The 18,803-nt window shown below is 70.3% G+C and carries 21 protein-coding genes; 11 read left to right on the plus strand and 10 right to left on the minus strand.

The features are described 5' to 3' along the window. A complete protein-coding gene (locus ABQ271_RS03115; RefSeq protein WP_018186829.1) occupies positions 1-180 on the plus strand; it encodes a hypothetical protein in 180 nt (59 codons plus the stop codon). Positions 181-195: 15 nt separating this feature from the next. Here ABQ271_RS03115 and ABQ271_RS03120 read toward each other — a convergent pair whose 3' ends face one another. After that, positions 196-753 carry a nucleosidase gene (locus ABQ271_RS03120; protein ID WP_018186830.1) on the minus strand — a complete coding sequence of 186 codons (558 nt, stop codon included), beginning with the start codon at positions 751-753 and terminating at the stop codon, positions 196-198. A 22-nt stretch (positions 754-775) separates the two neighbouring features. Further along, positions 776-2,842 (minus strand): NAD(+) synthase, encoded by a 2,067-nt coding sequence (locus ABQ271_RS03125; protein WP_349310082.1) that lies wholly within the window; start codon positions 2,840-2,842, stop codon positions 776-778. A gap of 56 nt (positions 2,843-2,898) precedes the next feature. On the opposite strand from ABQ271_RS03125, the gene ABQ271_RS03130 reads away from it, so the two are divergent. Then, positions 2,899-3,798: a hypothetical protein gene (locus ABQ271_RS03130; RefSeq protein WP_349310083.1), complete on the plus strand. Its 900-nt coding sequence runs from the start codon at positions 2,899-2,901 to the stop codon at positions 3,796-3,798. Positions 3,799-3,820: 22 nt separating this feature from the next. Beyond that, on the plus strand, positions 3,821-7,342 hold the full coding sequence (locus ABQ271_RS03135; protein ID WP_349310084.1) for a TM0106 family RecB-like putative nuclease: 3,522 nt from the start codon (positions 3,821-3,823) through the stop codon (positions 7,340-7,342). Here the strand turns inward: ABQ271_RS03135 and upp are convergent. Next, positions 7,327-7,959, minus strand: a complete 633-nt coding sequence (gene upp, locus ABQ271_RS03140) for a uracil phosphoribosyltransferase (protein ID WP_349310085.1) — start codon at positions 7,957-7,959, stop codon at positions 7,327-7,329. The two genes, ABQ271_RS03135 and upp, sit on opposite strands and share 16 nt — an antisense overlap. Positions 7,960-8,026: 67 nt before the next feature. Here upp and tadA point away from each other — a divergent pair, with 67 nt between their 5' ends. Then, positions 8,027-8,455, plus strand: coding sequence for a tRNA adenosine(34) deaminase TadA (gene tadA / locus ABQ271_RS03145; RefSeq protein WP_349310934.1), 429 nt, complete (start codon positions 8,027-8,029; stop codon positions 8,453-8,455). A 9-nt stretch (positions 8,456-8,464) separates the two neighbouring features. Here the strand turns inward: tadA and ABQ271_RS03150 are convergent, their stop codons facing one another. Then, complete coding sequence (locus tag ABQ271_RS03150; RefSeq protein ID WP_349310086.1) at positions 8,465-9,577, minus strand: alpha/beta hydrolase; 1,113 nt, start codon at positions 9,575-9,577, stop codon at positions 8,465-8,467. Between the two features lie 61 nt (positions 9,578-9,638). Here ABQ271_RS03150 and proC point away from each other — a divergent pair, with 61 nt between their 5' ends. Beyond that, positions 9,639-10,472, plus strand: a complete 834-nt coding sequence (gene proC, locus ABQ271_RS03155) for a pyrroline-5-carboxylate reductase (RefSeq protein ID WP_349310087.1) — start codon at positions 9,639-9,641, stop codon at positions 10,470-10,472. Positions 10,473-10,478: 6 nt separating this feature from the next. Here the strand turns inward: proC and ABQ271_RS03160 are convergent, their stop codons facing one another. Continuing rightward, positions 10,479-11,741, minus strand: coding sequence for an MFS transporter (locus ABQ271_RS03160; RefSeq protein WP_349310088.1), 1,263 nt, complete (start codon positions 11,739-11,741; stop codon positions 10,479-10,481). Between the two features lie 65 nt (positions 11,742-11,806). On the opposite strand from ABQ271_RS03160, the gene ABQ271_RS03165 reads away from it, so the two are divergent. Then, positions 11,807-12,310 (plus strand): MarR family transcriptional regulator, encoded by a 504-nt coding sequence (locus tag ABQ271_RS03165; RefSeq protein ID WP_349310089.1) that lies wholly within the window; start codon positions 11,807-11,809, stop codon positions 12,308-12,310. Positions 12,311-12,325: 15 nt separating this feature from the next. Here ABQ271_RS03165 and ABQ271_RS03170 read toward each other — a convergent pair whose 3' ends face one another. Then, the gene (locus ABQ271_RS03170; protein ID WP_349310090.1) at positions 12,326-12,997 is read right to left on the minus strand and encodes a TrkA family potassium uptake protein; all 672 of its coding nucleotides are present in this window, start codon (positions 12,995-12,997) and stop codon (positions 12,326-12,328) included. Then, entirely contained in the window at positions 12,990-14,432 is a 1,443-nt protein-coding gene (locus ABQ271_RS03175; protein ID WP_349310091.1) for a potassium transporter TrkG, read from the minus strand. The genes ABQ271_RS03170 and ABQ271_RS03175 overlap by 8 nt, the downstream gene beginning before the upstream one ends. Before the next feature lie 68 nt (positions 14,433-14,500). Between ABQ271_RS03175 and ABQ271_RS03180 the strand changes: the two genes are divergently transcribed. The 5 genes from ABQ271_RS03180 to ABQ271_RS03200 all read left to right on the plus strand — a co-directional run bounded on the left by ABQ271_RS03180 (position 14,501) and on the right by ABQ271_RS03200 (position 16,026). Then, positions 14,501-14,902, plus strand: a complete 402-nt coding sequence (locus ABQ271_RS03180) for a metalloregulator ArsR/SmtB family transcription factor (RefSeq protein WP_349310092.1) — start codon at positions 14,501-14,503, stop codon at positions 14,900-14,902. 100 nt (positions 14,903-15,002) lie between these two features. Further along, positions 15,003-15,194: a helix-turn-helix domain-containing protein gene (locus tag ABQ271_RS03185; RefSeq protein WP_018186843.1), complete on the plus strand. Its 192-nt coding sequence runs from the start codon at positions 15,003-15,005 to the stop codon at positions 15,192-15,194. A gap of 82 nt (positions 15,195-15,276) precedes the next feature. Beyond that, complete coding sequence (locus ABQ271_RS03190; RefSeq protein WP_003792170.1) at positions 15,277-15,375, plus strand: 30S ribosomal protein bS22; 99 nt, start codon at positions 15,277-15,279, stop codon at positions 15,373-15,375. A gap of 97 nt (positions 15,376-15,472) precedes the next feature. Continuing rightward, entirely contained in the window at positions 15,473-15,730 is a 258-nt protein-coding gene (locus ABQ271_RS03195; protein WP_349310093.1) for a glutaredoxin family protein, read from the plus strand. Next, positions 15,727-16,026, plus strand: coding sequence for a Dabb family protein (locus ABQ271_RS03200; protein ID WP_349310094.1), 300 nt, complete (start codon positions 15,727-15,729; stop codon positions 16,024-16,026). Before ABQ271_RS03195 ends, ABQ271_RS03200 begins: the two co-directional genes overlap by 4 nt. Positions 16,027-16,035: 9 nt before the next feature. On the opposite strand, the gene ABQ271_RS03205 is transcribed toward ABQ271_RS03200, so the two are convergent. The 3 genes from ABQ271_RS03205 to ABQ271_RS03215 are packed head-to-tail and all read right to left on the minus strand — an operon-like array spanning position 16,036 to position 18,790. Beyond that, positions 16,036-17,151, minus strand: coding sequence for an ABC transporter ATP-binding protein (locus tag ABQ271_RS03205; RefSeq protein WP_349310095.1), 1,116 nt, complete (start codon positions 17,149-17,151; stop codon positions 16,036-16,038). Beyond that, positions 17,148-17,951, minus strand: coding sequence for an ABC transporter permease subunit (locus ABQ271_RS03210; RefSeq protein ID WP_349310096.1), 804 nt, complete (start codon positions 17,949-17,951; stop codon positions 17,148-17,150). Before ABQ271_RS03210 ends, ABQ271_RS03205 begins: the two co-directional genes overlap by 4 nt. Next, on the minus strand, positions 17,948-18,790 hold the full coding sequence (locus ABQ271_RS03215; RefSeq protein WP_349310097.1) for an ABC transporter permease: 843 nt from the start codon (positions 18,788-18,790) through the stop codon (positions 17,948-17,950). The genes ABQ271_RS03210 and ABQ271_RS03215 overlap by 4 nt, the downstream gene beginning before the upstream one ends. Positions 18,791-18,803: the final 13 nt, after the last annotated feature.

Genomic DNA, 18,803 nt, shown 5'->3' on the forward strand with positions numbered 1-18,803 from the left:
ATGAGAAAAGGCACGATCTGGACCATCCTCGGCGTCGTCGTCGCGGTGATCATCGCGTGGATCGTCGTCGACATCGCACTCAAGGCGATCTTCCTCGTCGGCAAGCTCCTGCTCGTCGCCGTCGTGGCACTGATCGTCTTCTTCGTGCTGCGTTCGCTGTTCAGCCGCCGGGACGCCTGAGCCCTCTCGCGGACGTCAGACGCCGTACAGCTCGCTGATGCGCTCGCGCAGCTGACCGCTGCAGATCGCGACGGCGTCACGCCAGTCGGTGATCGCATCGTCCTGCGCGCTGTCAGAGACCGCCTTCAGGATGCGGATCGGCACACCGAACTGCTGGGCCACCCAGATGTAGGCGTATGCCTCCATGTCGACGAGTGTTCCGCCGAGGGCGCGGATCGCCTCGACCGTGTCGGCGTCGTCGACGAAGTGGTCGCCCGTCGCGATCGTCGTCCCCTCGCGGCCGGCGATCGACACCGTCGGCGGCAGCGAGACGTGCTGACCTGCGACACCGTCGACGTCCGACACGTCGTGCTGCAGGGCGGTGGTCACCTCGTGCACACCCACCGTCTCGGCATCCACCGATCCGGCGGTGCCGACGACCACGATCTCGTCGTAGCTCGCGCGGTCCAGCGCTCGCGTCAGGGCGTACGTGGCCTGCAGCTTGCCGGGCCCGGTGACGAGCCGGTCGAAGCCGGGGAGCTCCTCGGGGAAGGCGACGAGTTCGGAATCCAGAGCGGCGACGAGGAGCTTCACCGAACCATCATCCCACCGTGGATCAGGACGCTTCGCCGGGGAAGGCCGCATCGAGCTCCGCGAGCCACGCCGTCGCGTTGCCGTCGGACGGTGCCCGCCAGTCGCCGCGCGGCGAGAGTGAGCCGGCGGGCGACACCTTCGGCGCGTTCGGGACGGCGCTGCGTTTGAACTGCGCGAACCCGAAGTAGCGCTTCAGGAAGACCTGCATCCACCGCACGATGGTCGCGCGGTCGTAGGCGAACCGCTCGTCGGCGGGGAAGCCCGGAGGCCACGCTCCGGTCTCCGCGTCCGACCAGGCGTGCTCGGCGAGGAAGACGATCTTCGACGGGCGGAAGCCGTAGCGGAGCACGTGGAAGAGCGTGAAGTCGTGCAGGGCGTACGGCCCGATCGTGCTCTCGGTCGACTGGACTTTGCCGTCCTGACCGGCCGGTACGAGCTCGGGGCTGATCTCGGTGTCGAGGACGGCCTGGAGCACCTCCTTCGCACGGTCGGTCAGAGTCGCGCCCGACTCGTCGCTGTGCGCAATCACCCAGCGGATGAGGTGCTGGATGAGCGTCTTTGGCACGCCCGCGTTGACGCCGTAGTGGGCCATGTGGTCGCCGACGCCGTAGGTCGCCCAGCCGAGGGCGAGCTCCGACAGGTCCGACGTGCCGATGACCACGCCGCCGCGCTGGTTGGCGAGGCGGAACAGGAAGTCGGTGCGGGCGCCGGCCTGCACGTTCTCGAACGTCACGTCGTAGACGGGCTCGCCCTTCGCGAACGGATGCCCGAGCCCGGCCAGCAGCTCCGTCGCCATCGGACGGATGTCGACCGTCTCGATCGTCGCGCCGATCGCCTCGGCGAGGGCGATCGCGTTCGACTTCGTGTGCTCGCCGGTCGCGAAGCCCGGCATCGTGAAGGCCAGGATGTCGCTGCGCGGGCGCCCCATGCGGTCCATGGCGCGCGCGACGACGAGGAGGGCGTGCGTCGAGTCGAGCCCGCCCGAGACGCCGATCACGGGCTTCGGCTGCCCGATCGCGCGGAGGCGCTGCTCGAGACCTGACACCTGGATGTTGAAGGCCTCGTAACAGTCGAGGTCGAGGCGGGCGGGGTCGTCCGGCACGAAGGGGAAGCGGTCGAGCGGGCGGCGGAGCCCCGAGACGGATGCCGCGGGCCCGACCGTGAAGAGGATGCGATTCGACCAGGTGGATTCGCTGCGGGCGTTGTCCTCGAAGGTGCCCTGACGCAGGCGGTCCTGACGGAGGCGATCGAGGTCGATGTCGGCGATCGCGTGCCGCGGTCCGTCGGGGAAGCGCTCGGTCTCGGCGAGGAGCGTGCCGTTCTCGTAGATCAGCGTCTGCCCGTCCCACGAGACGTCGTTCGTCGACTCGCCCTGGCCGGCGGCGGCGTACACGTAGGCGGCGAGGCAGCGGAAGGACTGCGACTGCGCGAGGACGCGACGGTCCTCGGCGCGGGCGATCGTGATCGGGCTGCCCGAGAGGTTCAGGAGGACGGTCGCGCCGGCGAGGGCCGCGTGCGAGGACGGCGGCACCGGCACCCAGAAGTCCTCGCAGATCTCGGCGTGGACGACGAGTCCGGGGACGTCGGTCGCCTCGAAGAGCAGGTCGGTGCCGACCGGCACCTCGTCGCCCGCAAGCGTCACGGTGTCGGGCGCGCCGTCGCCGCGCGCGTACCAGCGGGACTCGTAGAACTCGCGGTAGGTGGGCAGGTGGGACTTGGGCGCGACGCCGAGCACGCGCCCGCGGTGGATGACGACGGCGCAGTTGTAGAGCCGGTTCTGGATGCGCAGCGGTGCGCCGACGACGAGGAGGGGGGACAGGTCGACGGATGCCGCGACGAGCGCCTCGATGGCCGTGAGGACGGCGTCGAGCACGACGTCCTGCATGACGAGGTCCTCGATCGCGTACCCCGAGAGGCAGAGTTCGGGGAAGACGGCGACGGCCACACCCTCGTCGTGGCAGGCGCGGGCGCTGGTCAGGACCGCCTCGGCGTTGGTCGCCGGATCGGCGATCGCGACCGGCACCGTGCACGCGGCGACGCGCGCGAAACCGTGCCGGTAGGGGTTCTCGAACGGGAGGTCCTGGGTCACGGCTCCAGTCTGTCAGGTGCCCGCCCGCGTGCGGCAGCCTGTGCTTTCATCGTCAGGTGCCCACCCGTGCCGTCGGATACCCGCCGCTCCCGCCGCCGTATCCGCTCCCGAAGGACTGGCGGGTCGGCACGCCCACCCGCATCCGTCCGTGGACGGTCGTGATCTACAGCCTGGTCGTGCTCGGGAGCGGTGCGGCGCTCGCGTTCGCGGTGCTCGGCGGGAACGTCGGTGCCGCGACGTGGTGGGTGCTCGTCTTCGCGGGCGCGACGCTCGGGTTCGGCGTCCACTTCGAGCGCGCCGGCGGTGAACGGGGCATGCCGGAACTCCTCAACGCCGTCGCCCTGACGCGAGCGGAGAAGCGCCCTCCCGACTCGTGGGTGCACTTCTTCCGCGAGCGCGGTGCCGGGTCGTGGGTGAGCGCGTGGTTCACCGTGGCGGGCGTCGTGTCGACCGCGGCGTTCGTCTGGGCGATCGTCCGGTCCGTGACGACGGATGCCGCCCTCGCCCTCATCTGGCTCATCCCGCTGCTCCTGGGGGCTCTCGTGGTCCTCCTGGCGGGCAGCATCGCGATCGTCTCGACGTGGCGCGCGGCATCCTTCGGTCGGCTGCCTATCGGCGTCGGGATCGGACCGTCGGGCGTGACCCGCTACTACCTCGACGACACGGACGACATCGACTGGGCCCGCATCGCGCGCGTCGCCCCGACGGTGTCGGCCGTCGACGAGACGACGGGGGACTTCACCCCGTCCGTCGAACTCCGAGCCGCCGATGACGAGGTCCTGCTCGACCTGAACATCAGCGGCTTCCGCGCCCACGCGTGGCTCATCTACGCCTCCATCCGGTTCTGGGCGGAGCATCCCGAGATGCGCCACGAGCTCGGGACGACGTTCGCGCAGCAGCGCATGGACGGGTGGCGTCGCGGCATGCTCGGGAAGAGTGTCGGCGACCGCGGATAGTGTCGATTCCCGAGAGGGGATCATGCGATACATCGAAGACGACGGCCGGATCGTCTGGAGCGCGAGCGACCTGAAAGCCGCGGCCGAGTGCGAATTCGCCTGGCTGCGGGCGATCGACGCGAAGCTCGGCCGGATCGCGGCGGTCGACGATCCGGAGGACCTCACCCTCGAACGCGCGGGCCGCCTCGGCACCCAGCACGAGCGGCGGGTGTATGAGGCGTACCGCGACGCGCATCCGGGTGCGGTCGTCGAGATCCCCGAAACGCGATCGTCGGATGCCGCGGGCCTCGCCGCCGCGGTCGCCGCCACCGACGCGGCTCTGGCCGACCCCGATGTCCACGTGGTCTACCAGGCGGCGTTCGCCACCGACGAGTTCGTCGGATTCGCCGACTTCCTCGTCCGGGGCGACGACGGCCGCTGGATCGTGCAGGACACCAAGCTCGCCCGTCACGCGCGGGTCACGGCTCTCATGCAGCTCGCGGCATACGTCGATCAGCTCGACCGTCTCGGCGTCGCGCGTTCCGACGAGGTCCAGCTGCTCCTCGGCGACGGCACCGTGTCGACGCACGCCGTCCGCGACCTGCTGCCGGTCTTCTCACTGCGACGCGAGCGCCTCCGCGCGCTCATCGGCGACCGGGACCTCGCCGCCGGTGCGGCAGGCGAGCCCATCCCGTGGGGCGATGACCGCGGCGAGCTCCGGGTCGTCGCGTGCGGGCGGTGCGCGACGTGCGATCTCGAGGTCGTCTCCTACCGTGACCTGCTGCTGGTCGCCGGCATGCGTCCCGTCCAACGCGACCGCCTCCGCGCGGCGGGAATCACGACGATCGACGACCTCGCGGCATCCCGCGACGCTCCTCCTCGGATGTCGTGGGACACGTTCTCGGGGCTCCGGACCCAGGCGCGCCTGCAGCTCGAGAGCCCCGCCGGCGGCGTCGACGACACCCCCGCCGGGACGGGGCCCGCGATCCCGACGTTCGACGTCGTCTTCCCCAAGGCCCTGGGGGCACTGCCGCGACCCGACCACGGCGACCTGTTCTTCGACTTCGAGGGCGACCCGCTCTATACCGAGGGCGCGGCCGTGCAGTGGGGGATCGATTACCTGTTCGGCTGGGTCGACGAGACCGAGCAGTACTCCGCGCTGTGGGCCCACTCGTTCGCCGACGAGAAGCGCGCGCTCGAGGACTTCCTCGAGTTCGTCGCCGTCCGCCGCCGCGCCCACCCGGGCCTGCACATCTACCACTACGCGCCGTACGAGCCGACGCACCTGCTCGCCATGGCGGCACGGCACGGCGTAGGCGAAGCGGCCGTCGATCGGCTGCTCCGCGACGGAGTGTTCGTCGACCTCTACCCGATCGTCCGGCGTGCCCTGCGCGTCGGCTCGCGGTCGTACTCCATCAAGAAGCTCGAACCGCTCTACATGGGCGACGAGGTGCGCACGAGCGACGTGCAGCGCGGGGACGACTCGATCGTCCGCTACGTCGAGGCTCGCGGATTGCAGGATGCCGGCGATGACGAGGCCGCGCGTATGATCCTCGACGACCTCGCCGATTACAACCGCTACGACTGCGTGTCGACGCGTCGGCTGCGCGACTGGCTCGTGGAGCGGGCCCGCGAGGCGAACCTCGTGCCCTCGCGGGAGCCCGACGCCGGCGAAGCCGTCTATGAGCCCTCGCCGCGCGCGGATGCGCTCGCCCGGTTCGCCGCCGACGCCGAGGACGAATCGGTCGCGCAGGCGCTCCGACTCGGGGCGGCGGCGATCGACTACTACCCGCGCGAGGCCAAGACCTTCTGGGCGACGCATTTCCTCCGCCTCCGCGAGCCGGTGTCGGTCTGGGAGGACACCCGCGACGTCGTGGTCGTCGATCGCGACCGCTGCCGGGTGCTCACCGACTGGCACCGCCCGGAAGGCCTGACCGCCGTCCGCCGTGTCGTCGAGATCCGGGGCGAGTTCGCCCCCGGCACGCGGGTGACCGTGGGGCAGAGCCCGTACGCCGTCTACGAGCTGCCGGCGCCGTTCCCCATCGAGACGAGCCCGCGGTGGATCCACGCGGCGCGGTCCATCACCGTCGTCGACGTCCTCGACGACGGCGTCGTGATCGAGGAGAACGCCTATCAGGGGTTCACCTGGCAGGAGCTGCCCGTCGCGCTCACGCCGCCCGCGCCACCGCGAGCAGGCAGCCAGCAAGCCGCCGTCGACGAATGGGCCGACGCCGTGCTGGCCGCGGCGCCGGCACTGCCGACCGATCCCGCGACCGACCTGCTGCTCCGCCGCCCGCCGCGCCGTGAGACCCCGTTGCCGCGCACCGGCGACGACGTCGCCGACATCTCCGCGGCGCTCGCTGAGGCGACCGACGGCTACCTCGCCGTGCAGGGCCCTCCGGGGACGGGCAAGACCTACGTCGGGTCGCACGTCGTGGCGCGCCTCGTTCGCGAGCGCGGCTTCCGCGTCGGCGTCGTCGCGCAGTCGCACAACGTGGTGGAGCACATGCTCGACCGGATCGTCGAGGCGGGGGTGGATGCCGCGCAGGTCGCCAAGGCGCCCAAGGGGCCCGCCACCGGGCAGGAACGCTTCACCGTCATCGCCAAGAACCAGCTCGCCGCCTACATCGACTCCCAGCCCGCGGGGTTCGTCGTGGGCGGCACAGCATGGGACCTCACCCACACCGGACGGGTCGGGCGCCGCTCGCTCGATCTGCTCGTCATCGACGAGGCGGGTCAGTTCTCGCTCGCCTCGACCATCGCGGTCTCGGCCGCCGCGAAGCGGCTGCTGCTGCTCGGCGACCCGCAGCAGCTGCCTCAGGTCAGCCAGGGCACCCACCCCGAGCCCGTCGACACGTCGGCACTCGCGTGGGTGATGGACGACCATGCAGTCATCCCGGCAGATCGCGGCTACTTCCTCGCCCGCACGCGACGGATGCGGCCGGAGGTCGCCGAACCCGTCTCGCAGCTCGCCTACGAGGGCCGGCTCGAGGCCCACCCCGACACGGCGCTCCGGCGGCTCGAGGGCGTGCCCGCCGGTGTGATCCCCGTGCCGATCGCCCACACGCGCAACGCGACCCAGTCGCCGGAGGAGGCGGAGGAGGTCGTCCGGATCGTCCGCGACCTCAGCGGCACCCCCTGGTCCGACGGCGACGCCACCCGTCCCCTCGCGCCCGAGGATGTCATCGTCGTCACGCCCTACAACGCGCAGCAGGTGCTCGTCGAAGAGGCGCTCGTCGCGGCGGGGTTCCCCGGCGTGCGCGTCGGGACGGTGGACCGGTTCCAGGGGCAGGAGGCGGCCGTCGTCGTCGTCTCGCTCGCGGCGTCGTCGGGTCGCGATGCGCCGCGCGGGCTCGAGTTCCTGCTGCTGCAGAACCGCATCAACGTCGCCGTCTCGCGTGCGATGCACACGGCCTATGTCGTCTACAGCACGGGCTTGCTCGACGACCTGCCGCGCACGCCCGACGGGGTCGCGCGTCTCAGCGCGTTCGCCCGGCTGGTCGGGACGGCATCAGCCGAGGGGGCGGTGCCGCCTCGGACCGTGCCGTCTCAGACCGTGCCGTAGAGGCGGTCGCCCGCGTCGCCGAGACCCGGGACGATGTACCCCTTCTCGTTGAGGCGCTCGTCGAGCGCCCCGAGGACGAGGGTGACATCGCGGTCGCCGACCTGCTTCTCGATCGCCGCGACACCCTCGGGGGCTGCGAGGATGCAGACCGCCGTGACGTCCTGCGCGCCGCGCGCGAAGAGGAAGTCGATCGCCGCGCCGAGCGAACCGCCGGTGGCGAGCATCGGGTCGAGTACGAAGCACTGACGGTCGCTCAGATCGTCGGGAAGGCGCTCGGCGTACGTGTACGGCTCGAAGGTCTCCTCGTTTCGCGCCATACCGAGGAAGCCGACCTCGGCGGTCGGCAGCAGGGTCGTCATGCCCTGCAGCATGCCGAGTCCGGCGCGCAGGATCGGGACGACCAGCGGCCGCGGCTCGCTGATCTTCAGGCCCGTCGTCCGGGTGACCGGGGTGTCGATCTCGATCTCCTCGACGCGGACGCCGCGAGTCGCCTCGTAGGCGAGGAGCGTGATGAGCTCCTCCGTCAACTGGCGGAAGACCGGCGATGTCGTGCGCTTGTCGCGCAGCACCGTGAGCTTGTGGGTGATGAGGGGGTGGTCGGCGACATGCACACGCATGAGCCCAGGGTACCGGGGCTACGCTGACCTCGTGAGCCTGCCCGTCCCCGCCGCCGACGATGCGGCGATGACACGGGCCCTGGAGCTCGCCGCCGACGCTCCCGCCCACGACGACGTCCCCGTCGGTGCCGTCGTGACCAGGGGCGGCCAGGTCGTCGGCGAAGGGCGCAATCTGCGTGAGCGCGACGGTGATCCGCTCGCGCACGCGGAGATCGTGGCGCTTCGGGCCGCGGCATCCGCTCTCGGGTCCTGGAACCTCGAGGACTGCACCCTCGTGGTCACGCTCGAGCCCTGCGTCATGTGCGCCGGCGCGATCCTGCAGACCCGCGTCGGGCGCGTCGTGTTCGGTGCATGGGACGAGAAGGCGGGCGCGGCCGGCTCCGTCCACGACCTGCTCCGCGACCGACGGATGCCGCACCGCGCCGAGGTCCTCGGCGGGGTCCGCGCGGCGGAGTCGGCGGCGCTGCTGCGTGACTTCTTCGGCCAGAAGCGCTGAGCGCCCGCGTCAGTCCGACGAGCTGAGGATGATCGCCTCGGTCGGCGGGGCGGGGGATGCCGGTGAGCCGATGTACCCGGTCAGTTCGAGCAGCGCCCGGCGGAAGACGGCGGGCCGCTCCAGATGAGGCGTGTGGCCGACGCCGGGGAGCGCGAGTTCCGTGGCGGTGCCCCCGGCATCCGTGTACCGACGCAGCACCTCGCGGGTCTGCGACACCATCGGCTGGGCGGGGGCGATGTCGGCGCCCGGCCAGTCCGGCAGGATGCCGAGAGCGCCCAAATGGTTGGGGTCGGAGAACGAGGTGTCGGAGACGAGCGGGTCGAGGACGCCCCGCACCCACAGGATCGGGGGCTTCTCGGCGAGGTCGACGATCGTGGAGACGTCGAAGTTCGACGGCGCGAGTGCGTTCAGGACGCCGAACCGGCCGGGTGCGTATCCGGGCCAGTGCGGGCTCGTGACCGCGTCGCCGGGGTAGTTCCCGGTCGCGGTGGAGGTCGAGAGCATCGCCTCGACCCACAGGTCCTCGTGCTCGGTCTCGAAGCCCTCGGCGACGAACGAGGCCCGGAACACGCTCCGGGGCGACGTGGGCGACTCGGCGTCGGACTCGCGCGCCGTCAGTCGCCTCACGAACTCCGCATTCGCCATGCCTCCGCCGCAACCGGCGTCGTCGTCGGTCAGCCGCGTGCCGTCGAGCCGTGTCCCGCCGACGCCGTAGGGGGAGACGGGGGATTCCAGCAGGATCGTCCGCACCGGGTGATCGAGGGCGAACTGCAGGGCGGCGGCTCCGCCGAGGTCCCAGCCGACGAGGTGCGGGGCCTCGATGTCCATGAGTGCGAGCGTCGCCGCGACGTCGTCGCTCAGATCGCGGATGCCGCGGCTCGCGTCGACGGGCATGTGTTCCGTCCCGCCGAACCCGCGGAGGTCGACGGCCACGACGCGGAACTCCGCGGGGAGATCCTGCATGAGCTCCTGCCAGGCGAGTGCGGACGAGAGCGATCCGTGGAGCAGGACCACGGTGCGATCGGGCGCGGCTGCGGCGTCGTCGCCGGCGCGTTCGAGAACGTTGACGCTCAGGCGGTCCGTGTCGATGATGCGGGACGTGATTCCGTCGAGGAGTGCCATGAGCCGATGATAGGCCGGGGTCCTCCGTTCGCGCCGAGGAGCTGGATGACAGGATGGACTCATGACGCACCACCTTCCGCCCGTTGCCATCCTCGGAGCAGGTTCGATGGGAGGTGCGATCGCTCAGGGCATCGCGCGGTCCGACCGGGCGACGTCCGTCACGGTCACCAACCGCACCGCAGCGAAGGCCCGCGAACTCGACGGACTCGACACGGTCACGAGCGTCGCGCTCGCGGATGTCCCGTCTGCGAACACGGATGCCGCGGCATCCGCCGACATCGTCCTCGTCGGGGTCAAGCCGGGGATGGTGCCCGACCTTCTGCGCGAGATCGCCGGGTCCCTCCGGCCCGGGACGATCGTCGTGAGTCTGGCGGCAGGAGTGACGATCGAGACCTTCGAGGCCATCGTGGGGCCCGACATTCCGGTCATCCGTTCCATGCCGAACACGCCCGCCGTCGTCGGCAAGGCGGTCACCGGGCTCGCCGGCGGTTCGTCGGCGTCCGCTGAGGACCTCTCACTCGTGCGGCGCCTGTTCGAGACGTGCGGTGTGGTCATCGAGGTGCCCGAGGCGCAGATCGATGCGCTGTCGACGATCTCGGGGTCCGGTCCGGCTTACGTCTTCCTGCTGATCGAGGCGCTCACCGAGGCTGCGCGCGGGAAGGGGTTCGACGAAGCTGACGCCCGCCTCATGGCGGAGCAGACCTTCATCGGCGCAACGGCGCTCCTGGCGGCGACCGGTGAAGACCCGGCCGAGCTCCGCCGCCGCGTGACGAGCCCCAAGGGCACGACCGAGCGTGCCATCGGGATCCTGCAGACGGGCAACCTCGACGGCCTGTTCTCGCAGGCGACGGATGCCGCCCTGGCCCGCGCCCGTGAGCTGGCGACCGGCGTCTGATCCTGCTCAGGCCTCGCCGAGGGTGAGGTCCTCGGCGGTCGTCCGCTCGCTGAGCACCGCCTTGTGGTCGGCTCGGCCCACGACGCGTCGCACTCCGAACAGGATCGCTGCGCCGACCGCGGCCGACACCGCAGCGGCCGCATAGGGGGCGCCGACGCCGTAGACCGCGAGGGCGGTGCCGACGGGTGCGCCGATGGCGCCGCCGAAGAAGCGGAATCCGGAGTAGGCCGAGCTCGCGACGGCACGCGGAAGGGTCGTCGCCTCCATCGCCGCTTCGGTGAGGATCGTGTTGACCGCGCCGATCTCGACGCCCAGGAGCACCACGCAGACGACGAGCAGAGGACGTGACCCCGCGCTGAGCGAGGCGGCGACATGGGTCGCGGCGAACGCGACGAGGAACCAGAACAGGACCCAGACGACCGAGTACCGCTTCGTGAGTCGCGGGGCGATGAGCACGCCCGCGATCGCGAGGCCGATGCCGAACCCCATCATGACCAGCCCGATCCCGACCGCCGGCAGCTCGAGGGCGTAGGGCGTGTAGGACAGGGTGACGAAGAAGCCGGCGTTGTAGAGGAACGCGACGACGCTGATCGCGAGCAGCCCCCGGTCGGCGAAGGCGCGGAAGGGCGCGCCGATCGAGCTGCGCTGAGCGGCGCGCCCCGGGTCGCGGACGAGGGTGAGGAGGGCGACGACGCCCACGGCGAGAAGGGATGCGGTTCCCCAGAACGCCGCGAACCAGCCGATCTCGCCGAGCAGGCCACCCACGAGCGGGCCGACGGCCAGCCCGATGCCGAGTGCGGCCTCGTAGAAGATGACCGCGTGCTCGCTGCGCCCGCCGGATGCCGAGACGATCGAGGCGAGCGCGGTCGAGAGGAACAGTGCATTGCCGAGTCCCCAGACGGCGCGGCACGCGATCAGGATGCCGATGGTCGGCGACAGGGCGCAGCCGACGGCGGCGACGGCGATCACGGAGAGTCCCAGGATCATGACCGCGCGCGTCCCGATGCGCGTCGACAACCAGCTGGTGAAGAACATCGCCGACGCGGTGACGGCGAGATAGCTCGTGAACAGGAACGACGTCTCGACGGGAGCGGCGTGCAGCGTGGCGGCGACCGTGGGGAGGATCGGGCCGACGAGTCCGATCCCCATGAACGCGATCATCGACGCGAAGGCGATGGCCCACACGGCGGGCGGCTGTGCGAGCAGGCGCGGAGCGGCGGTCTCGGGGGCGGGGGCTGTCGAGCTGGTTCCGGTGTCGAGGGCGGTCATTCCTCCGATTGTACACTGATGATTTACTAGTGAACTAATTAGGTCCGCCCGGCTAGAGTGGGTCCGTGACCGAGCGCGCCGACCTGATCGACCGCATCCGCGCCGCCTGGGCGTCGACGATGCCCGAGATCGACACGTCGCCCATCGACATCTGGGGCCGGCTGAACCGCACGAGCACCCTCGCCACGGCCCAGATCGAGCGTCTGCTCACCGACAGCGGCGTGTCGCGGTCCGAGTTCGATGTGCTCTGCGCCCTGGCCCGCACCGACCGGCCGCTGCGGGCGAGCGAGGTCACTGCCGAGACGATGCTCAGCGGCGCGGCCACGACGAAGCTCACGAGCAGGCTGGAGTCCGCGGGGCTCCTCCGCCGAGAACGCTCCGACCGCGACGGCCGTGCCGTACAGCTGTCGTTGACGGATGCCGGTCGTGCCCTCGTCGAGCGGGAGATCCCTCGCGCTCTCGCGCACGACGCACGCCTGCTCGACGGGTTCAGCGACGATGAGCAGCAGATGCTCGCCGGTCTGCTCGCCCGCCTGCTTGCGAACGCGCAGCGGGAGGCCTCAGCCTGATCAGCGGAGGCGGAATCAGCGGTCGAGTGACGCGAACCGCTCGATGTCGGAGTTCGTCCCCGACACGATGATGAGGTCGTGGTTGGTGACGACGGTGGTCGCCTCCGCATAGCGGAACGGCTTGCCGGGGCTCTTCACGCCGACGACCGTGACGTTGTACTTCGAGCGGACGCCCGACTCGTTGAGACCGACACCGCGGATGAAGCGCGGCGGGTACATCTTGGCGAGGACGAAGTCGTCGTCGAAGCGGATGAAGTCGAGCATGCGACCGCTGACGAGGTGCGCGACGCGCTCGCCGGCTTCGCGCTCGGGATAGATGACGTGGTTGGCGCCGACGCGGGCGAGGATCTTGCCGTGCGACTGCGAGACCGCCTTCGCCCAGATCTGCGGAACCTTCAAGTCGACGAGGTTGGCCGTGATGAGCACGGATGCCTCGATGGACGATCCGACGGCGACGACGGCGACCTGGAAGTCCTGTGCGCCGATCTGCTTCAAGGCCTCGATGTTGCGGGCGTCGGCCTGCACGGCGTGCGTGACGCGCTCGGACCACTTCTGGACGAGGTCGAGGCTGTCGTCGATCGCGAGGACGTCTCGGTCGAGTCGATCGAGCTCGCCCGCGCACGCGGCGCCGAAGCGACCGAGTCCGATGACGAGGACGGGCGAATCGCTGCGCAAATGCTCAACCAACGATGGGCCTTTCCACGGGCAGCGCGTAGTGCTGCGTTCGGCTGGTCGCGGCCACCGCCGCGGCGAGTGTCACTGTACCAACGCGGCCCATGAACATCGTGACGGCCATGACGAACACGGCGGGGTCGGGCAGATCCTGCGTGAGTCCGGTCGACAGGCCAACGGTTGCGAAGCCCGACACGACATCGAACAGGACCTCGTCGAGAGGGGCGCGGGTCAGGTGCGCGATCGTGATCGTCGACATCGCCACGATCGTGGCGCCCCACGCGACGACCGACAGGGCGACGCGCTGCACGTCGCTCGGGATGCGGCGGCCGAACACCGAGACGCTCGGACGGCCCTTCGCCTCGGACCACACCGCGAGGGCGAGGACGGCCAGGGTCGTCACTTTGATGCCGCCCGCCGTCGACGCCGATCCGCCACCGACGAACATGAGCATCGAGCCCACGACGAGCGAGGACTCGTGCATCTCGCCGATGTCGATGATCGAGAACCCGCCCGAGCGTGTCATCGCCGAGAGGAACAGGGCCTGGAACGTGGTGTCCCAGGCATCCAGCGTTCCGAAGGTCTTGGGGTTGCCGTACTCGAGGACGACGAAGGAGACCGCCCCCACGAAGAAGAGGACGACCGTCGTGATGAGCGTGAGCTTGACGTGCAGCGACCAGCGGCGCACGTGCCAGTGGTGCTTCCACAGGGCGTAGATGACCGGGAATCCGATCGAACCGAGGAAGACGCCCGCCATGAGGATGCTGAGGAGCAGGTAGTTCTGCGCGAACGGCGCGAGCCCTTCGGCGTTCGGCGCGAAGCCCGTGTTCGTGAAGGCCATCGCCGCGTAGTACGGCGCTTCCCACAGGGCGGTGAGCGGGTCCACCCCGCTGGCGAGGAGCGTCGGGTACAGCAGGACGGCGAGGGCGGCTTCGATGACGAGTGTCGACAGGGCGACGGTGGCCAGCAGCTGACCGACTTCGCCGAGACGGACGGCCTGTCCCTCGTTGACGGGGCCGCCGTGGGCGCGCATCGGGTTGCTGTCGCCGGCGGCGAGCAGCTTCGCGCGGAGGCCCAGGCGCTTCGAGATGACGAGGCCGAGGATCGAGGCGAGGGTCAGGACGCCCAGCGCACCGACGTTGACGCCGATGAAGACGACGACGTGCCCGAGAGGCGACCAGTGCGTGGCCATGTCGACCGTGGCGAGGCCCGTCACGCAGATCGTCGAGACCGCGGTGAAGAGCGCGTCGGGGAGTGGTGTCACGCGCCCGTCCGACGCCATGATCGGCAACGAGAACAGTGCCGTGAAGAGCAGGATGAGCGCCGAGAAGATGAGAACGGCGAACCGGGAAGGCGATGCGGTGGCGAGATCGCGCATCGCGGAGAATGCGCGTCGATGCCACGCCGGTCCGCGCCGTCGGGCGCGCTCGTCGACGGCTAGGCCCGTCATCCGCGCCCCCTCCTGATTCGGAACGTTGTCATGGTACTCCCGCGCGCGGGGCGGGCTAACCTAATGCCATGGCGGACATCTTCGACGTGATCGCCGACGGCACCCGTCGGGACATCCTCCAGCTTCTCCGTGAACGCGGGGCCTCCGGCGACAACGGGACGAGCGTCTCGCAGATCGTCACCGAGCTCGGCGTGAGCCAGCCGACCGTGTCGAAGCATCTGAAGGTACTGCGAGAGGCATCCCTCGTCTCCGTCCGAGAAGACGGCCAGCACCGGTACTACAGCCTGTCGCCCGAGCCGCTCGACGTGATCGACGATTGGCTGTTCCCGTTCTTCGCCGTCGACGATGAGATCGCCGCCCCTCCGAGCCTGACCGACGGCGCAGCCCACGCCGCCGATGTCGTCGGTCGGGCAGCGGCCTCCGCGAAGCACGCCGTCACGAGCGTGTTCAACAAACTGCCCGGCCGCTGAGTCCCTGTCGGCCACACGAGTCACACAGGTTTACACGCGTCCCAGAGAACCCCTAATGTGGAGGGACTCGCGGGGGATGACAAATTCAAAGGGGACACACATGTCGGACATCTCGGATGTGCGCTTTCTCACGGTCGCAGAGGTCGCAGACCTCATGCGCGTCTCGAAGATGACCGTCTACCGCCTCGTTCACTCCGGTGAACTCCCCGCGGTTCGCTTCGGTCGCAGCTACCGAGTCCCCGAAACCGCGGTCACGGCAGCCTTGCAACGTCCCATCGCCGACGTCGGCTAGACTGATCCGAGGCATTTTTACCGTTCTGCCGATCCCGGACACCGACATCGGGCGTCCAGACCCCTACTTAGTGAGGTTTACCGTGGGTTCAGTCATCAAGAAGCGCCGCAAGCGCATGGCGAAGAAGAAGCACCGCAAGCTGCTTCGCAAGACTCGCCACCAGCGCCGCAACAAGAAGTAAGCGGCATCGCACACCAAGCGCCCCCGACCGGCTCGCCGGTCGTCGGGGCGCTTCGTGTTGCGTCCGAGAGGCGCATTCCCGAGGGAGAATGGATGCCGTGACCGCACTCACTCTCATCTCCAAGCCGGACTGCCACCTCTGCGACGTCGCGCGCGAGATCGTCGACACCGTCGTGGCGGAGCTGCCCGAGAGCCAGGTGGACGTCGAGGAACTGTCGATCGCCGACGATCCCGCCCTCTACGCGACGTGGTGGGAGAAGATCCCGGTGGTGCTCATCGACGGCGAGCTGCATGCGCACTGGCGGCTCTCCGCCGAGCGCCTGCGGACCGCCCTCAGCGAGAAGGCACCGGCGTGATCCGTCACGTGGTGATCTGGAAGATGGCCGCGGACGACGCTGAGACGCGCGCGGCCCACGCCGCCGAGGTCGCACGCCTCCTGGACAGCCTCGTGGGTGTCGTGCCGGCCATCCGCTCGCTCAGCGTCGGCGTGAACGTCGCCGTTCCCGACACCAACGCCGACGTCGCGGTCGTCATCGATCTGGACGACCTCGACGCGTTGGAGGCCTATCAGACGCATCCGGCCCATCAGCAGGTCGTCGGCTACATCCGCAGCGTCACCGGCGGTCGGATGGCGGTCGACTTCACGCTCTGACGCGCGCCGTCACCGCGCGGCTGCGCGTGCCGTCGCGACGACCGGCACAGGCGCGACGGCGATGTGCACCCGCTCACCGAAGTCGAGTCGCTCCGCCGCGGCGTGCTGCAGCCGCACGAGCGAGCCGTCGTCGGTGCGGACGAGGGAGCGACGGATGCTGCCGAGGAAGGTGCTCTCCTCGACCACCGCCCCGATGCCCGTTCCGGCGCCGACCAGGCGGACGTGCTCCGGCCGGAGCAGAACATCGACCTCGCCGTCCGGCACGGGGGCCTGGACGGGCATGGACGTGCCCCATACCGTGACGGTCCCGCCGACGGCGACGCCGGGGACCGAGCTCGAGAGGCCGATGAAGGCGGCCACGCGCGGGGTCGCCGGGCGGAGGTAGAGCTCTTCGGGGGAACCGATCTGTTCGATCCGACCGGCATCCATGACGGCGATCCGGTCCGAGACGGCGAGGGCTTCCTCCTGGTCGTGGGTGACGAAGACGGTCGTCGTCCCCAAGCGCAGCTGGATGCGGCGGATCTCATCGCGGAGCTGCACGCGGACCTTCGCGTCGAGCGCCGACAGCGGCTCGTCGAGCAGCAGGACCCGTGGCTCGGTGACGAGCGCTCGGGCGAGCGCGACGCGCTGCTGCTGGCCGCCCGACAGTTGGTGCGGATAGCGGTCCGCGAGGTGGTCGAGGCCGACCAGCTCGAGCGCTTCCCCCGAGCGGCGACGGGCGGCTCGGGCATCCACTCGTCGGCGTCGCAGGCCGAACGCGACGTTGTCGACTACGCGAAGGTGGGGGAAGAGCGAGTAGGCCTGGAAGACCATGCCGATGTCGCGCTTGTTCGTCGGCGTGCGCGAGACATCCGTGCCGCCGAACGTCACGGTGCCCGCAGTCGCGTCCTCGAGTCCGGACAGGACCCGGAGCGCGGTCGTCTTGCCGCATCCCGACGGTCCGAGGAGAGAGACGAATTCGCCCGGTGCGATGTCGAGGTCGACGCCGTGCAGCACCCGCGTGGTGCCGTAGTCCTTGACGATGCCGCGGAGCTCGACGCGGGTGCCGTCGCCCGCCGCGGCGAGGAGGTGGTTGTCGGCGGTTCGGGGGAGCGCTCGGGCGTCGGGGGTCGCATCGATGGTCATGGGGTCTTCCTTCCGGCGCCGACGCGTCCCGCGCGGCCGATGATGAGCAGGAGCACGAAGGCGAAGGCGAGGGCCAGCAGCGTGAAGATCGCGGAGGCCCAGGCATCCTGTTTGTTGATGAGGACGAGTCCCGTCTGCAGCACCTGACGGTTCAGGAGCGACGCGATCGTGAATTCGCCGAGAACGACGGCGACGGTGATGAGGGATGCCGCCAGCAGCCCTTGCCGCAGGTTCGGCGCGATGACGCGCAGCAGCACGGTCGGCCAGCTCGCCCCGAGGGTGCGCGCCGCCTCGGCGAGCGTTCGCAGATCGACCGCGTCGATGGATGCCTGAATCGACCGGTAGGCGAAGGGGAGCACGACGATGCCGTAGGCGAAGGCGAGGGTCCACGCCCCGGTGCCGAGGGTTCGCCCGATCGTGAGGTAGATCGGAGCGAGCCCGACGACGAGGACGATGGCGGGGATCGTGATGGGCAGGAGCGCGAGGAACTCGAACGCCCGCCGCATCCCGGGAAAGCGCAGCGCGACGAGCACCATCGTCGGGGCGAGGACGACGAGCACGATGGCGACCGTCACGACCGCGAGGATCAGCGAGTTGACGAGGCCCGTCCACACCGGCCGGTACGCGGCCGCGCGTGCGGGGTCGAACAGCGCCGCCCAGCGGTCGAGCGTGAGGCCGCCGTCGGCGGCGGTCAGGGTGAACAGCAGGGTCGCCGCGAACGGGACCGCGAAGACCGCGCCGACGAGGATGCCGATGACCCACCGCGTCGTGCGGGAGGGCGCGAGCGGTGAGCGGCTCATGCCTGCCACCTCGAGGCGCGGCGCTGCACGAGGCTGTAGACGATCATCGCCGCCGCGACGACGAGCACCATGCCGAGGGCGAGGGAGCCCGCGAGGTTCTCACGCCCCAGCACGGTCTCGCTCGTGAGCGCCGTACGGATCTGCAGGGGCACGATCGAGGAGCCCTGGCTCGCGAGCGCGGCCGCCGTCGCGTAGGACGAGAACGCGTTCGTGAACAGCAGCAGGAAGCTCGCGAGGAACGACGGCGCGAGCACGGGGAGCCCGACGTGGGCCCAGAAGCCCACTCGCGTACCGCCGAGCGTCAGGTGCGCCTCGGCCCACTGCGGGCGGAGGGCGGCGAGGGCCGGCATGAACGTGATCACCATGAGCGGCACCTGGAAGATGATGTAGGCCGGGATGAGGCCGGGCAGAGCGTAGATCCACGCGCCGTCGGCGAAGATGTCGATGCCCGCCACGTCGGACAGCAGGCGGGTGATGACTCCCTGCGTGCCGAGGGTCGCGACCATGACGAAGGCGAGCATGACGCCGCCGAACTGGGCGAGGACGCCGGATGCGGCATCCACCGACGCGCGGACCACTCCGGTCTCGGGGAGCCCCAGCATCGCGAAGCAGACGAGAGCACCGATGAGGGCGCCGATCGCCGCGGTGAGCAGCGACACCCACGTGGAGTTCCAGAACGTGGCCGTGATCACCGGGTCGACGAGCGCCGTGACGTTGTCCCACGTGAAGGCGCCGGAGCCATCCTGGAAGCCCGTGACGATGGCGAGGATCGTCGGCAGGAGGAGGAACAGCGCGAGATAGGCGAGGAACGGCACGAGGCCGAGCCAGGCCCACCCCATGCGCCGCGAGCGG

The organism is Microbacterium sp. MM2322 (genome assembly GCF_964186585.1).
Lineage (GTDB): Bacteria > Actinomycetota > Actinomycetes > Actinomycetales > Microbacteriaceae > Microbacterium.

What these genes read in the sequence shown, in the direction of transcription:
- ABQ271_RS03115 (WP_018186829.1), top strand. Translation starts at nt 1, where the DNA reads ATGAGAAAAGGCACGATCTGGACCATCCTCGGCGTCGTCGTCGCGGTG.
- ABQ271_RS03135 (WP_349310084.1), top strand. Translation starts at nt 3,821, where the DNA reads ATGCGATACATCGAAGACGACGGCCGGATCGTCTGGAGCGCGAGCGAC.
- upp (WP_349310085.1), bottom strand. Translation starts at nt 7,959, where the DNA reads ATGCGTGTGCATGTCGCCGACCACCCCCTCATCACCCACAAGCTCACG.
- tadA (WP_349310934.1), top strand. Translation starts at nt 8,027, where the DNA reads ATGACACGGGCCCTGGAGCTCGCCGCCGACGCTCCCGCCCACGACGAC.
- ABQ271_RS03150 (WP_349310086.1), bottom strand. Translation starts at nt 9,577, where the DNA reads ATGGCACTCCTCGACGGAATCACGTCCCGCATCATCGACACGGACCGC.
- proC (WP_349310087.1), top strand. Translation starts at nt 9,639, where the DNA reads ATGACGCACCACCTTCCGCCCGTTGCCATCCTCGGAGCAGGTTCGATG.
- ABQ271_RS03160 (WP_349310088.1), bottom strand. Translation starts at nt 11,741, where the DNA reads ATGACCGCCCTCGACACCGGAACCAGCTCGACAGCCCCCGCCCCCGAG.
- ABQ271_RS03175 (WP_349310091.1), bottom strand. Translation starts at nt 14,432, where the DNA reads ATGACGGGCCTAGCCGTCGACGAGCGCGCCCGACGGCGCGGACCGGCG.
- ABQ271_RS03180 (WP_349310092.1), top strand. Translation starts at nt 14,501, where the DNA reads ATGGCGGACATCTTCGACGTGATCGCCGACGGCACCCGTCGGGACATC.
- ABQ271_RS03185 (WP_018186843.1), top strand. Translation starts at nt 15,003, where the DNA reads ATGTCGGACATCTCGGATGTGCGCTTTCTCACGGTCGCAGAGGTCGCA.
- ABQ271_RS03205 (WP_349310095.1), bottom strand. Translation starts at nt 17,151, where the DNA reads ATGACCATCGATGCGACCCCCGACGCCCGAGCGCTCCCCCGAACCGCC.
- ABQ271_RS03210 (WP_349310096.1), bottom strand. Translation starts at nt 17,951, where the DNA reads ATGAGCCGCTCACCGCTCGCGCCCTCCCGCACGACGCGGTGGGTCATC.
- ABQ271_RS03215 (WP_349310097.1), bottom strand. Translation starts at nt 18,790, where the DNA reads ATGGGGTGGGCCTGGCTCGGCCTCGTGCCGTTCCTCGCCTATCTCGCG.